Here is a 14,553-nt window from a genome sequence, read left to right as displayed (position 1 = left end):
CCGAGCTCAAGGCGCGCATCTTGAAAGGCATCGATGAAATGAACGCAGCCCCAGTCGTCTTCCGCTGGAAGAAGTTCGATCTGGAACTCGCATGATTCGTAAGCATATTAACGGAACGATCTACTAGTAAATCCGACGCAAGCAGCTACTCTTTCGAGAGCCCGTAAAAGTCGCGCACGAGTTCCCAGGCCTGCTGCGGATCGTCGCTGTAGTGAAAGAGCGTGAGGTCTTGGGCCGTCACCATGCCCTCTTCGACGAGCACGTCGAAGTCGATCAGGCGCTTCCAGTAGTCGCTGCCGAACAGGATGATGGGCAGCGGCTTGGCCTTTTTGGTTTGCACCAGGGTCAGCACTTCGAAGAGTTCGTCGAGCGTGCCAAAGCCGCCAGGGAAGGCGAGCAGGGCCTTGGCGCGCATCATGAAGTGCATTTTGCGCAGCGCGAAGTAGTGGAACTTGAAGCTGAGCGAAGGCGTGATGAACGGGTTGGGGTGCTGCTCGTGCGGCAGCGCGATGTTGAGCCCGATATTGAGCGCGCCGGTCTCGTGCGCGCCGCGGTTTGCGGCCTCCATGATGCCGGGCCCGCCGCCGGTGCAGATGTAGATGCGCTCGGACGGGCGCTGGCGCTCGCTGTATTGCGCCACGAGTGCGGCAAAGCGGCGCGCCGCCTCGTAATAGCGCGCGTTGTGCACGGCACGCTGGGCGCGCGCGATCTGCGCCGCGTCGCCTGCTGCCTGTGCGTTGCTCAGTTGGACTGCCGCGTCTTCGGGGTTGGGAAGGCGCGCGCTGCCGAAAACGACGATGGTGTTTTCTATGCCTTGCTCGCTTTGGCCGAGGTCGGGCTTGAGCAGCTCGAGCTGGAAGCGGATGCCGCGGGTTTCGCGGCGAAAGAGGAATTCGGGGTCGGCAAAGGCCAGCCGGTTGGCATCCGCGTGCAGCGGATTGCCGTTTCGTGCCTGGGCATGCAGTTCTGCCCACGCATCGGCCAGGCGCCGTTCATTGAGTTGGGTGGTGGCGTCCATGAAATCAGCAAAGCAAAGAAGTGAATGGGGCGTCAGCGGCGCGCAGCCTTGGCTGTTTTGCGCGGTCTGGCAGCTGTAGCAGGTTTGGTGCTGCGTTTGGTGGCAGCGGCCTGTTTGCGCACGGGGCCGGGGCTGCGCGTCGCGCTTTGGCGTGCGGTGCTCGGCGCGCCGGCGCTTGCCATGCGCACGGGCACGAACAGCACCACTTTCTGACCGGCCTTGAAGGCGGCGTTGACCTTGGTGTCGTTCCACTGCGCCACCTGCGCAGCACTGAGGCGGTAGCGCTGCGCCAGGCGCGCCACGGTGTCGCCCTTGCGTGCGCCCACGACGGTGCGGCGCGTGACGACTTCGGGGGTCAGCAGCAGCTGGCCGTTGTCGGCGATCTGCTCAGGCACGTCGTCGCTGCGCGTGGCGCTGCGCGGCACGAGCAGTGCCGCGCCCGTGCGGATGAGCATGCGCGGCGGGATGTTGTTGACGCTGCGCAGGTCGCTCTCGCTCATGCCCACGCGCTGCGCCGCCTCGGCCACGCTCATGGTCGAAGGCGCGGTCCAGACCGTCCAGCTCGCGTATTCGCCCTGGTCGTAGGCTTCGAGGTTGCGCTCGAACACGCGCGCGTTGTCCCAGGGCAGCAAAATGCGCGGCGTGCCGGCGGCGAAGATCGTGGGGCGGTGAAACGACGGGTTGAGCGCGCGGAAGTCCTCCTCGCGGATGCCCGCGAGCTTGGCCACCAGCGCCACGTCGATGTCGCGCTTGATCTCCACGGTTTGGAAATAAGGGTGGTTGTCGATCGGCGCGAGCTCGGCGCGGAAGCTGTCGGGGCTGGCCACGATGTTTTTCACCGCGAGCAGCTTGGGCACGTACATGCGCGTTTCGGCGGGCAGGGTCAGGTCGCTGTATTTGATGCCCAGCCCCGCTTTCTGGTTGCGCGCGATGGCGCGGGCCACGTTGCCTTCGCCCCAGTTGTACGCGGCCAGCGCCAGGTGCCAGTCGCCGAACATGCCGTAGAGCTTTTGCAGGTAGTCCAGCGCGGCGCGCGTGGAGGCGAGCACGTCGCGCCGGTCGTCGCGAAAGGCGTTTTGCTTAAGGTCGAAGCTCGTGCCCGTGGCCGGCATGAACTGCCACATGCCGGCGGCTTTGGCGCTCGAGACGGCCTGCGGGTTGAAGGCGCTCTCCACGTAGGGCAGCAGTGCGAGTTCGGTGGGCATGCCGCGGCGCTCGAGTTCTTCGACGATGTAAAACAGGTACTTGCTCGAGCGCAGCGTCATGCGCTGCAGGTAGTCGGGGCGGGCGCTGTACCACTCGATGCGGTCCTGCACCAGGTCGTCCTGCAGATCGGGCATGGCAAAGCCGCGCCGGATACGCTCCCACAGGTCGGCGGGTGCCGTGAGTGAGGCCACGCCGCCGCGCGCGGCCTCGGCGGGCGTGATGGGGCGCAGCGAGCCGCTAGGGAATTGCGCAGCGCCGCTGGGCCGTGTCGTCTGGGGCGCGGGCGCGCCTGCGCTGTCGGCGGCAGGATCGCCCGGGGCATTCGTCGTCGCGCACCCGGCAAGCCACAGCAGGCCGGCGAGCAAAACCCAGCGCAGGCAGCTCATTGAAAGCCGTTTTTCCATGCGCGCAGTGCGGCCAGCACGGCAACAGGGTCGGCAGGGTTCACGGCAGGGTCGTGGCGCTGGGCGGCGGCTGCTACAGCCGCTTCGCGTGTGCGCAAGAACGGGTTGATGGCGCGCTCGAGCGCGATGGTCGAAGGCAAGGTGGGAAAGCCCTCGGCACGCAGGGCTTCGCAGCGCTGCTGGTAGTCGCGCAGGGCCTGGTTGTCGGGCTCCACGGCGCGCGCGAATTTGAGGTTCGAGAGCGTGTATTCATGGGCGCAGCACACGCGCGTGGCGCCGGGCAGCGCCGCAAGCTGGTCGAGCGAGGCAAGCATTTGCGCGGGCGTGCCCTCGAACAGCCGCCCGCAGCCGCCGGAAAACAAGGTGTCGCCGCAAAACAGCAGCGGCCCGCCCTCGGCCTCGGGCGCAAAAAACGCGATATGGCCTGCCGTGTGGCCGGGCACGTCGAGCACCGCAAAGCGCAGGCCGAGCATTTCGAACGCTTCGCCTTGCTGCAGGCGCACGAGCGGCTCAGGGATGGTTTCGCGCGCGGGGCCATAAACCGGCGCCCCGGTGGCGTCGCGCAGGGCGGCCACGCCGCCGACGTGGTCGGGATGGTGGTGCGTGACTAAAATCGCGCGCAATTGCAGGCCCAGGCGCTGCAGTGCATCGAAAACAGGCGTCGCATCGCCCGGGTCCACGACCAGGGCCTGGCCCGCAGCGTCGTGGAGCAACCACAGATAGTTGTCGCTAAAAGCGGGTAGAGGAATCAGTTTCATGGTCCTGGAGATTATAAAAACCGTGGCGGCGCGAGTGCCCGGCGTGCGGCCAGGGGTTTTTCGGGCGGCACCTGCATGGATGCGCTAGATTCCAGCGGCCTTGACTGGTTCGACGGCGCTGCCGGCCGCTACCTGCTGGCCTGGGAGCAGCAGCGCTTCGATGCCGCCGTGGCCGATGTGTTCGGCTACCACAGCCTGCAGCTGGGGCTGGCGCAGCTCGACGGGTTGCGCTGCAACCGCATGCCGCACCGTTGGCTGGCGCTGGGGCAAGAGGGTGTGGCAACAGCGGTCGAGCGGCATCTGTCCGGCACGCGGCCGGCGTTGCTCGCCGATCCGGCAGCCCTGCCTTTCGCCGCGCAAAGCCTGGACCTCGTGCTGCTGCCGCACACGCTCGAGCGCAGCACGGACCCGCATGTGGCGCTGCGCGAGGTCGAGCGCGTGCTCGTGCCCGAGGGGCGCGTGGTCATCAGCGGCCTGCATACGCTGAGCCTGTGGGGGCTGCGCCAGTTGCGTTCGTGCTGGTGGGAGCGCATGGGCTGGGGCGGGCGCTTCGTGCCCGGCGTGGCGGAATTCATCGCCTACCGGCGCCTGCGCGACTGGCTGCGGCTGCTGAGCTTCGAGGTCGAATCGGCGCAATTCGGCTGCTACCGGCCTGCCGTGCGTGGCAGCCAGTGGCTCGAGCGCTTCGCCTGGATGGACGAACTTGGGGCGCGCGCCTGGCCCGTGCTGGGCGCCGTGTATTTCGTCGTGGCCGTCAAGCGGGTGCATGGCATGCGCCTGCTCGAACCCACGTGGCGCGCCGCGCGCCAGCGGGCCGCGGCGTCCATTCCGGTGGCGCGGCTGCGCGTGGCGAACGCGGGGCTAGGAGCCTGTCGGACTTTGGAATCGCCGGCTGCGGCGCATTCTCGCTTTCGACGCCCAAAGTCCGACAGGCTCCTGGGCGATGAGGTGCATGGGGCCCATGCGGTGAACGAGGAAAAGCATTGAACCACGTAGAGATTTATACCGATGGCGCCTGCAAGGGTAACCCAGGCCCGGGGGGCTGGGGCGTGTGGCTGCGCTCGGGCAGCCACGAGAAGGAACTGTTCGGCGGGGAGCCGAGTACCACCAACAACCGCATGGAACTGCGCGCCGTGATCGAGGCGCTGGCGGCGCTCAAGCGCCCGTGCGCCGTGACGCTGCACCTCGACAGCCAGTATGTGCGCAAGGGCATCACCGAGTGGCTCGCGGGCTGGAAGGCCAAAGGCTGGCGCACCGCTTCCGGGCAGCCGGTGAAGAACGTGGACCTGTGGCAGCAGCTCGATGCACTCGTGCGCGAGCGTGGGCACCGCATTGAGTGGCGCTGGGTGCGCGGACACTCGGGCCACCCGGGCAACGAGCGCGCCGATGCGCTCGCCAACCAGGGTGTGGCGCAGGTGCTGGAGCGCCGTAGCGCCTGAAAGTGTCTTGGGACTGTGGCGGGCGGTTGTTGCTGGACGGCGAGATGTTGCGGCATGCTCAGGCGCCCCCAACCACCCCGGCGGCGGCGAGGACGGGTGTCGCCAGGCTGACGAGCACATTCCAGCGCATGGCGGGCAGCAGTGCCGGGGTGTCGTTGGCATGGCGGGCCGCGCAGTGCACGGTTTTTACCGCCAGGGGAAAAGTGAGCAGCCCCAGCAAGGCCGAATGGGGTACATCGCGGGCTACCACGGTGGCCAGCAAAGCGCCGTAAGCCAGCAGATATTGCGCTGCCAGCACGGGCCAGGCGCGCTCCTTGCCCAGCACCATAGGCAGGGTGCGCCGGCCAGCGCGGCGGTCGGCCTCGACGTCGGGATACTGGTTGAGCAGCAGCAAGGCGTTCGCCAGGCCGAAGGGCAGCAATGCCGCAAGGCCCATGGTGGCGGCGGACTGTGCCGTGAGGCCGCCGAGCAGCACGGCCGCCGTGCCCAGCGCCATCAAAGGGCCGAAACCCAGCCCCGGCGCGTTCAGGCACAGCCACGGGTGGCGTGTGACCCAGGGGGTATAGGCGGCGGCCAGCACCAGCCCGGCCAGCCCCGGCGGCAGCAAAACGGGCCAGGCGGCGGCATGCCGCCAAAGAAAATACACACCCGTGGTCGCACTCAGTGCCAGACCTGCCACGCCCATGCCCAGCGCCACGTTGGCCAGTGCGGGGCGCGCGGGCAGCACGCCGCTGCCGCCACTGAAGGGCGTGCGCTGCGTCTGTGCGTCCAGGCCCGAGCGGAAGTCTGCATATTCGTTGAGCGCATTGCTGCCCAGGTGCGCCGCGAGCGCGCCCAGGGTGGCGAGTGCCGCGGCGGCCCAGTCCAGCACCTGTCCATGCTGGCGCGCCAGCCAGCCGCAGCAGGCCACGGCCCATGCCATGCAGGCGAGCGTGAGCAGCAGAAAAGACGGGCGCGCAGGCCCCCACCAAGGAGCGCGGGTTGCGGCGCGCGCGGCTTGCGGCTCGAGTGGGTCCGGAGCGGGAAAAATGGACATGCGCGCATTGTTCCATCTTGCGCCTTGCATGCACTTGGCTTCTTTTTTGCTTTCGAGGCGCTTGCAAGAGTGGGCGCTGGCCGTTAGAATCGAGGGCTCACGACCGATCGGGCGGGTGCCATCCGCCCGTTTTTTTTGGTCGATCGCCAAGTCGGTCATTTGGGGCGGTAAATCTCAAGCGGTCGTTTTTGTGGAGCTCGAAGCCTCAGGGACCTGTTTGCCAAGCAGGGTTTCAGGGGTTGTCGGGTTTTTTTGTTTTTCGGCACAGAGAACGGATTTTCGTGGCATTGCAGCAAGTCGTCGAACAAGTGGTGCGCGGGCTGGGTTACGACCTGGTGGAGGTCGAACGCTCCGCGGGGGGCTTGCTGCGCGTCACCATCGATATGCCCTGGCTGCCGCCAGAGGTGGCGGAGTTGCAACCGGAAGTGCGCGCCGCAGCCGCCGGGACGGCAGAGCGCTTCGTGACGGTGGAAGATTGCGAGAAGGTCACGCGCCAGCTGCAGTTCGCCCTCGAGGTCGAGGGGGTCGATTACAAGCGCCTAGAGGTGTCTTCGCCGGGCATAGACCGGCCGCTGCGCCACGAACAGGATTTCATGCGCTTCACGGGGGCGGTGATAGACATCACCCTCAAGGCGCCCATAGGTGGCGCTGCTGCGGGGCAGGTGCATGCGCTGCGCAAGAAGTTTCGTGGCACGCTGGAGCGCGCTGCTTCGGGCGGCTGGCAGATCGTCTGGAGCGATGCGCCCGCGCCCAAGCCTGGGCAGAGGGTGGGCAAAAAGCGTGCGCCCGCGCCCGTGCAGGTGCTGGGCTTCACGCTCGACGAGCTGCGCGATGCGCGGCTCGCGCCCATCGTGGACTTCAAGGGGCGCGCTGCTTGAGCGCTTGCATGGGCCGCACGCACGGGTCGTGGGCACAAGGATTGGATTACAGGAGAGTTGTCGCATGAATCGCGAATTGTTGATGTTGATCGATGCCATCTCGCGCGAGAAGAACGTGGAGCGCGACGTGGTACTGGCTGCCGTCGAGGCGGCACTCGCGCAGGCCACGAAGAAGCTCTATAAGGGCGAGGTGGACATTCGCGTGGCGGTCGATCGTGACACCGGCGACTACGAGACTTTCCGCCGCTGGCTGGTCGTGCCCGATGAGGCCGGCCTGCAAAATCCCGACGCCGAAGAGCTGCTCATGGATGCGCGCGAGCGTGTGCCCGGCATCGAGGTGGGCGAATACATCGAAGAGCCCGTCGAGTCGGTGCCGATCGGACGCATAGGCGCGATGGCGGCCAAGCAGGTGATCCTGCAGAAAATTCGCGACGCGGAGCGTGAGATGCTGCTCAGCGACTTCATGAGCCGCGGCGAAAAAATCTTCGGCGGCACCGTCAAGCGCATGGACAAGGGCGACCTGATCATCGAAAGCGGCCGCGTGGAGGGGCGCCTCAAGCGCAGCGAGATGATCCCCAAGGAAAACCTGCGCATAGGCGACCGGGTGCGCGCGATCATTCTCGAAGTCGATCCGACGCTGCGCGGCGCGCCCATCATCCTCTCGCGCGCTGCGCCCGAGTTCATGATCGAGCTCTTTCGCCAGGAAGTGCCCGAGATCGAGCAGGGCCTGCTCGAGATCAAGAGCTGCGCGCGCGACCCCGGCAGCCGCGCGAAGATCGCAGTGCTGAGCCACGACAAGCGCATAGACCCTATAGGCACCTGCGTGGGCGTGCGCGGCTCGCGCGTGAACGCCGTGAGCAACGAGCTCGCGGGCGAGCGTGTGGACATCGTGCTGTGGTCGGAAGACCCGGCGCAGTTCGTGATCGGCGCGCTCGCGCCAGCGAACGTGCAGTCCATCGTGGTCGATGAGGAAAAGCATGCGATGGACGTGGTGGTGGACGAGGAAAACCTCGCCATCGCGATCGGCCGCGGCGGCCAGAACGTGCGTCTGGCCTCTGAGCTCACGGGCTGGAAGATCAACATCATGGACGCGGCCGAATCGGCGCAGAAGCAGGCCGAGGAAACCGCGGCGCTGCGCAAGCTGTTCATGGAAAAGCTCGACGTCGATGAGGAAATCGCCGACATCCTGGTCGCCGAGGGCTTTTCCAGCCTCGAAGAAGTGGCCTATGTGCCGCTGCAGGAGATGCTGGCGATAGAGTCCCTGGACGAAGACACGGTCAATGAGCTGCGCGCGCGGGCCAAGGACGCGCTGCTGACGATGGAGATCGCGCGCGAAGAAGGGGTGGAGGACTTGTCGCAGGACTTGCGCGACCTCGACGGTCTCACGCCCGAGTTGATCGCCAAGTTGGCAGAGCACGGCGTGCATACGCGCGACGACCTGGCCGACCTGGCCGTCGATGAACTCACGGCCATCACCGGCCAGTCCGAGGAAGAGGCCAAGGCCTTGATTATGAAAGCACGCGAACACTGGTTTGCGGGCCAGCAATGAGGGTCCGGGAGGCACGAAGCATTTATGTCCAGTAACACTGTTGCCGAGTTCGCGAACGAACTCAAAAAATCCCCAGCCATCCTGCTCGACCAGTTGCGTGCCGCAGGCGTGGCCAAGGCCAGCGCCACCGACCGGCTTACCGAGGCGGACAAGCAAAGGCTGCTCGCCTACCTGCAGGCCAGCCATGGCACGGCCTCGGGCGACCGCAAGAAGATCACCCTGGTGAAAAAATCCACCACCGAGATCAAGCAGGCCGACGCGAGCGGCAAGGCGCGCACCATCCAGGTCGAAGTGCGCAAGAAGCGCACCTTCGTCAAGCGCGAGGACATGGCCGAGGCGACGGCCGAGACGACGGCCGAAATGGGCGCACCGGCGCTGGCCGGCGCGCATGCCCGGGCCGATATGGAGCAGGAGTCTGCCGAGCCTGCGGTGCAGGAGGGTCAGGAGCTCGAATGGGCGCGCCGCGAGGAAGAGGTGCGCCAGCAGGCCGAGCTGATCCGGCGCCAGGAAGAAGAGCTCGCGCAGCAGCGCCTCGAGCGTGAAGCGCGCGAGCAGCGCGAGCGTGAAGAGCGGGAACGCCGCGAGCGTGAAGCCGAAGAACGCGCTGCCGCCTACGCTGCGCAAGAGGCCGACAAGAAAGCCAAGGCCACTGCGGCCCAGCAGGAGGTTGCGCGCACCCAGGCCGACGAGGCCACGGCGCGTGCGGCGCGGCAGCAGGCCGAGCGCGAACAGGCCGAGGCCGAATCCAAGAGCCGTGCCGCCGAGGAGGCCGCGCGTGCTGCCGACCTCGATGCGCGCCGCCGCAAGGCCGAGGCCGAGGCGGCAGCCATTCGCTCCATGCTGGCCACGCCACGCAAGTCCGTGATGGTGGCCAAGAAGGAAGAGAAGAAAGAAGAACCCAAACCCGCGGCCAAGCCTACGGGCGACGCCAAAAAAGGCACTTTGCACAAGCCGGCTGCGCAGGCTGGCGCTGGTGCTGGCGGCGGCGGTGCGCGCACGGCGGCGCCTGCGGCGCCCGGCGGTAGCAAAGAGGTCAAGTCGGCCAAGTTGTCCTCGAGCTGGGCGGGCGACGCGGCCAAGAAAAAAGAAATCAAGACGCGCGGCGACACGGGTGCTGGCGCGGGGCGCGGCGCCTGGCGCGCCGGCCCCAAGGGCCGTCGCGGCAATGACAGGGGCCATCGCGATCAGCGTGAGGACTTGCATGCCGCGCCCGCCGAGGCACGCGTGCTCGAGGTGCATGTGCCCGAGACCATCACCGTGGCCGAGCTCGCGCACAAGATGTCGGTCAAGGCGTCGGAAGTGATCAAGGTGCTCATGAAGATGGGGCAGATGGTCACCATCAACCAGCCGCTGGATCAGGACACGGCCATGATCGCGGTCGAGGAGCTGGGCCACAAGGCCGTGGTGGCCGCGCTCGACGATCCCGAGGCTTTCGCCGAAGAAGATGCCGCGCACGCCAGCGCGCCGGCGCTGCCGCGCCCGCCCGTGGTGACCGTGATGGGCCACGTGGACCACGGCAAGACTTCGCTGCTGGACTACATCCGCCGCGCCAAGGTGGCCGCGGGCGAGGCTGGCGGTATCACGCAGCACATCGGTGCCTACCACGTGGAGACGCCGCGCGGCACCATCACCTTCCTCGACACGCCGGGCCACGAGGCGTTCACGGCCATGCGCGCACGCGGCGCGCAGGCCACCGACATCGTGATCCTGGTCGTGGCTGCCGACGACGGCGTGATGCCGCAGACGAAAGAGGCGGTCAAGCACGCCAAGGCTGCAGGCGTGCCCATCGTGGTCGCGGTGAACAAGATCGACAAGCCCGACGCCAACCCCGATCGCGTCAAGCAGGAGCTCATCGCCGAACAGGTCGTGCCCGAGGAGTACGGCGGTGATTCGCCCTTCGTGGCGGTGTCGGCCAAGACCGGCCAGGGTATAGACGATCTGCTCGAACAGGTGCTGCTGCAGGCCGAGGTGCTCGAGCTCAAGGCGCCGGTCGAAGCGTCGGCCAAGGGCCTGGTGATCGAGGCCAAGCTCGACAAGGGCCGCGGCCCCGTGGCCACGGTGCTCGTGCAGTCGGGCACGCTCAAGGTGGGCGACGTGGTGCTCGCCGGCCAGACTTATGGCCGCGTGCGCGCCATGCTCGACGAAAACGGCCGCGCGGTGAAGTCTGCCGGGCCCTCGATCCCGGTCGAGATTCTGGGCTTGACCGAGGTGCCGCAGGCTGGCGACGAGTTCATGGTGCTCAGTGACGAGCGCCGTGCGCGCGAGATCGCCACCTACCGTGCGGGCAAGTTCCGCAACACCAAGCTCGCCAAGCAGCAGGCCGCGAAGCTCGAAAACATGTTTGCCGAGATGACGGCGGGCGAGGTCAAGACCCTGCCCATCATCCTCAAGGCCGACGTGCAGGGCTCGCAGGAGGCGCTGGCGCAGTCGCTGCTCAAGCTCTCGACCGACGAGGTCAAGGTGCAGCTCGTGTACGCGGGTGTGGGCGGCATCAGCGAGTCTGACATCAACCTTGCGATTGCGTCCAAGGCCGTGGTGATCGGCTTCAACGTGCGTGCCGACGCGAATGCACGCAAGCTTGCCGAGAGCAACGACGTGGACATCCGCTACTACAACATCATCTACGACGCCGTGGATGACCTGAAGGCGGCCATGTCGGGCATGCTCGCGCCCGAGCAGAGAGAGGAAGTCATAGGTACGGCGGAGATCCGCACCGTGTTCGTGGCCTCCAAGATCGGCACGGTGGCGGGCTGCTACGTCACGAGCGGCGTGGTGCGGCGCGATGCGCGCTTCCGCCTGCTGCGCGACAACGTGGTCATCTACACGGGCGAGCTCGAGTCGCTCAAGCGCATGAAGGACGACGTGCGCGAGGTCAAGGAAGGCTTCGAGTGCGGTATCAAGCTCAAGAACTACAACGACATCAAAGAGGGCGACCAGCTCGAATTCTTTGAAATCAAGGAAATCGCCCGCACCTTGTGATGAAAGTGGCTGCCAGTGCTTTTTCATGAAGCACTGGCAGCTATGGTTTTTGATTCAAGATTCGTCCGTTCCGCCCCATGCCACGCAAGAGCTCCGTCCCCAACCGCGGCTACCGCATTGCCGACCAGATCCAGCGCGACCTGTCGGAGCTGATCGCGCGCGAGCTCAAGGACCCGCGCGTGGGCATGGTGACGCTGCAGGGCGTCGAAGTCTCGCCCGACTATGCGCACGCGAAAGTGTTTTTCAGCGTGCTCACGGGCGACCCGCTGGCCGCGCAGGAGGCGCTCAACCACGCCGCGGGGCATTTGCGCAACCACCTGTTCAAGCGCCTGCATATCCACACCGTGCCCACGCTGCACTTCGTCTATGACCGCACGACCGAGCGTGCGGCGGACATGAACGCCTTGATCGCCAAGGCGGTTTCTTCGCGCGCCAAAGAGGACTGAGCCATGAACGCGCCACGCACCAGGGTGCAGCGGCGCCCTGTGCATGGGGTGTTGCTGCTCGACAAACCGCTGGCTCTCTCGAGCAACCAGGCTTTGCAAAAGGCCAAGTGGCTGCTGCGCGCCGAAAAGGCCGGTCACACGGGCACGCTGGACCCGCTCGCCACGGGTGTGCTGCCGCTGTGCTTCGGCGCCGCGACCAAGTTCAGCGCGCAGCAGCTGGACGCCGACAAAAGTTACGAAGCCACCTTGCTGCTGGGCGAAACCACGACGACGGGCGACGCCGAAGGCGAGGTGATCGCGCGCTGCGCCGTGCCACCGATCACGCCCGCGCAGCTCGAAGCCGTGCGCCAGCGCTTTGTGGGCCGCATCCGCCAGGTGCCGCCCATGCACAGCGCGCTCAAGAAAGACGGCAAGGCGCTGTACGAATACGCGCGCGCCGGCGTCGAAGTCGAGCGGGCGCCGCGGGAGGTCATGATTCATGCGCTGAATCTGGCCTTGACGCAGACGCAGCAAGCGCAAGCAGCTATCGAAATCAAAGTAAAGTGCAGCAAGGGCACCTACATCCGCACGCTGGGCGAGGACATAGGTCGGCTGCTGGGCTGCGGCGGGCATCTGACGCGGCTGCGGCGCACGGCCACGGGGCCGTTTGGCGAGGCGCAATGCCTCACGCTCGCGCAGCTCGAAGCCATGGACGAGGCGCAGCGCCTGCACGCCCTGCTGCCGCCCGAGGCGCTGCTGCACGGACACGTGCCTGTCACGCTCGCAGATGAGCATGCCGGGCGTTTTTTGTGTGGCGCACGCCTGCGCGGGCGCTGGCGCGATGCGGCGCAGGTCGCCGTGTTTGCCGAGCGTCCGCGCGTGCTGCTGGGCAGCGCGCATGTCCAGGCGGGCGAGCTCGTGCCCGAGCGCCTGCTGAGTCCCATTGAAATCCAACAAATTTTGCAAAACTTGCCGCCCGCCTCGGCCGGCGGCCCATCGGAAGCACCATGAGCCAACAAATTCGCAACATCGCCATCATCGCCCACGTGGACCACGGCAAGACGACCATGGTCGATCAGCTGCTGCGCCAGTCGGGCACCTTTGCCGCGCACGAAAAAGTGGTCGATACCGTGATGGACAACAACGCCATCGAGCGCGAGCGCGGCATCACCATCCTGGCCAAGAACTGCGCCGTGAGCTGGGGCGGCACGCACATCAACATCGTCGATACCCCGGGCCACGCGGACTTCGGCGGCGAGGTCGAGCGCGCGCTCTCCATGGTCGATGGCGTGCTGCTGCTGATCGACGCGCAAGAGGGCCCTATGCCGCAGACGCGCTTCGTCACCAAAAAGGCGCTTGCGCTGGGCTTGAAGCCCATCGTCGTGGTCAACAAGGTGGACAAGCCCGGCGCGAATCCCGACAAGGTCATCAACGCCGCGTTCGACCTGTTCGACAAACTCGGCGCGACCGACGAGCAGCTCGACTTCCCCGTGGTCTATGCCTCGGGCATCAACGGCTGGGCCGCGCTGCAAGAGGGCGCGCCTGGCGAGCAGTGGGGGCCGGACATGTCGGCGCTGTTCGACACCATCCTCAAGCATGTGCCCGCGCACCAGGGCGACCCGAGCGCGCCGCTGCAGCTGCAGATTTCGGCGCTCGACTACAACAGCTTCGTCGGCCGCATCGGCGTGGGCCGCATCAACGCGGGCACGCTGCGCCCAGGGCAGGACGTGCTCGTAATGGAAGGGCCTGAGGGCAAGTCGTTCAAGGGCCGCGTGAACCAGGTGCTGACCTTCGAGGGGCTGGACCGCGTGCAGGTCACCGAGGCCGGACCCGGCGACATCGTGCTCATCAACGGCATAGAAGACTTGGGCATAGGCGTCACCGTGACCGACCCGGCGAACCCGCGCCCGCTGCCCATGCTGCAGGTCGATGAGCCCACGCTGACCATGAACTTCTGCGTCAACACCAGCCCGCTCGCGGGGCGCGAGGGCAAGTTCGTCACGAGCCGCCAGATCTGGGACCGGCTGCAAAAAGAGCTGCAGAGCAACGTCGCGCTGCGCGTCAAGGAAACCGACGAGGACGGCGTGTTCGAAGTCTCGGGCCGCGGCGAGCTGCACCTGACCATCCTGCTCGAAAACATGCGCCGCGAGGGCTACGAACTCGCCGTGGGCAAGCCGCGTGTGGTGTTCAAGGAGATCAACGGCGAACGCTGCGAGCCCATAGAGCTCGTGACCGCCGACATCGAAGAGGGCCACCAGGGCGGCGTGATGCAGGCGCTGGGCGAGCGCAAGGGTGAGCTCGTGAACATGGAGCCCGACGGGCGCGGGCGCGTGCGGCTCGAATACCGCATCCCGGCGCGCGGGCTGATCGGCTTTTCGAACGAGTTTTTGAACCTCACGCGCGGCTCGGGGCTCATCAGCAACATCTTCGACGGTTACGAACCCTACAAGGGCGAGATCGGCGGGCGCAAGAACGGCGTGCTGATTTCGATGGACGACGGCGAAATCTTCACCTACGCGCTGGGCAAGCTCGACGACCGCGGGCGCATGTTCGTGAAGGCAGGTGACCCGGTGTACGAGGGCATGATCGTGGGCATCCACAGCCGCGACAACGACCTCGTGGTGAACGCCACGCGCACCAAGCAGCTGACCAACTTCCGCGTGAGCGGCAAGGAAGACGCGATCAAAATCACGCCGCCGATCGAGCTCACGCTCGAGTACGCGGTGGAATTCATCGAGGAAGATGAACTCGTCGAGATCACACCCAAAAGCATCCGCCTGCGCAAGCGCTTTTTGAAGGAGCACGAGCGCAAGCGCGCAAGCCGCGAAAATGCCTGATCCCAGCACAACGAAGGAGCCAAA

At 66.5% G+C, this 14,553-nt stretch carries 12 protein-coding genes; 8 read left to right on the top strand and 4 right to left on the bottom strand.

The features are described from left to right. Window positions 1-145: 145 nt before the first annotated feature. From FK527_RS09370 to gloB, 3 genes are read right to left on the bottom strand one after another with little or no spacing between them, the layout of a single operon-like run. Window positions 146-1,018: an LOG family protein gene (locus FK527_RS09370; protein ID WP_144732629.1), complete on the bottom strand. Its 873-nt coding sequence runs from the start codon at window positions 1,016-1,018 to the stop codon at window positions 146-148. Between the two features lie 32 nt (window positions 1,019-1,050). Next, the gene (locus tag FK527_RS09365; protein WP_144732626.1) at window positions 1,051-2,610 is read right to left on the bottom strand and encodes a transglycosylase SLT domain-containing protein; all 1,560 of its coding nucleotides are present in this window, start codon (window positions 2,608-2,610) and stop codon (window positions 1,051-1,053) included. Continuing rightward, on the bottom strand, window positions 2,607-3,386 hold the full coding sequence (gene gloB, locus FK527_RS09360) for a hydroxyacylglutathione hydrolase (protein ID WP_144732623.1): 780 nt from the start codon (window positions 3,384-3,386) through the stop codon (window positions 2,607-2,609). The genes FK527_RS09365 and gloB overlap by 4 nt, the downstream gene beginning before the upstream one ends. 75 nt (window positions 3,387-3,461) lie before the next feature. Here gloB and FK527_RS09355 point away from each other — a divergent pair, with 75 nt between their 5' ends. Continuing rightward, a complete protein-coding gene (locus FK527_RS09355; RefSeq protein WP_144732620.1) occupies window positions 3,462-4,373 on the top strand; it encodes a class I SAM-dependent methyltransferase in 912 nt (303 codons plus the stop codon). Beyond that, window positions 4,370-4,825, top strand: coding sequence for a ribonuclease HI (gene rnhA, locus FK527_RS09350; RefSeq protein ID WP_144732617.1), 456 nt, complete (start codon window positions 4,370-4,372; stop codon window positions 4,823-4,825). The genes FK527_RS09355 and rnhA overlap by 4 nt, the downstream gene beginning before the upstream one ends. 58 nt (window positions 4,826-4,883) lie before the next feature. Here rnhA and FK527_RS09345 read toward each other — a convergent pair whose 3' ends face one another. After that, window positions 4,884-5,861 carry a prenyltransferase gene (locus tag FK527_RS09345; protein ID WP_144732614.1) on the bottom strand — a complete coding sequence of 326 codons (978 nt, stop codon included), beginning with the start codon at window positions 5,859-5,861 and terminating at the stop codon, window positions 4,884-4,886. Between the two features lie 281 nt (window positions 5,862-6,142). On the opposite strand from FK527_RS09345, the gene rimP reads away from it, so the two are divergent. From rimP to typA, 6 genes are all read left to right on the top strand, one after another. Continuing rightward, window positions 6,143-6,739, top strand: a complete 597-nt coding sequence (rimP, locus tag FK527_RS09340; RefSeq protein WP_144732611.1) for a ribosome maturation factor RimP — start codon at window positions 6,143-6,145, stop codon at window positions 6,737-6,739. 64 nt (window positions 6,740-6,803) lie between these two features. Continuing rightward, window positions 6,804-8,288 (top strand): transcription termination factor NusA, encoded by a 1,485-nt coding sequence (gene nusA / locus FK527_RS09335; RefSeq protein ID WP_144732608.1) that lies wholly within the window; start codon window positions 6,804-6,806, stop codon window positions 8,286-8,288. Between the two features lie 24 nt (window positions 8,289-8,312). Further along, complete coding sequence (gene infB, locus FK527_RS09330; protein ID WP_144732605.1) at window positions 8,313-11,267, top strand: translation initiation factor IF-2; 2,955 nt, start codon at window positions 8,313-8,315, stop codon at window positions 11,265-11,267. 77 nt (window positions 11,268-11,344) lie between these two features. Beyond that, window positions 11,345-11,713, top strand: a complete 369-nt coding sequence (gene rbfA, locus FK527_RS09325) for a 30S ribosome-binding factor RbfA (protein ID WP_144732602.1) — start codon at window positions 11,345-11,347, stop codon at window positions 11,711-11,713. Between the two features lie 3 nt (window positions 11,714-11,716). Then, window positions 11,717-12,703: a tRNA pseudouridine(55) synthase TruB gene (gene truB, locus FK527_RS09320; RefSeq protein ID WP_144732599.1), complete on the top strand. Its 987-nt coding sequence runs from the start codon at window positions 11,717-11,719 to the stop codon at window positions 12,701-12,703. Then, window positions 12,700-14,529, top strand: a complete 1,830-nt coding sequence (gene typA, locus FK527_RS09315; protein ID WP_144732596.1) for a translational GTPase TypA — start codon at window positions 12,700-12,702, stop codon at window positions 14,527-14,529. Before truB ends, typA begins: the two co-directional genes overlap by 4 nt. The last annotated feature ends 24 nt before the right edge of the window (window positions 14,530-14,553 follow it).

It is taken from the genome of Extensimonas perlucida (assembly GCF_007655255.1).
GTDB lineage: Bacteria > Pseudomonadota > Gammaproteobacteria > Burkholderiales > Burkholderiaceae_C > Extensimonas > Extensimonas perlucida.
Note: the sequence above shows the minus strand (reverse complement) of the source record. Positions and strands in the feature narration are given on the sequence as shown.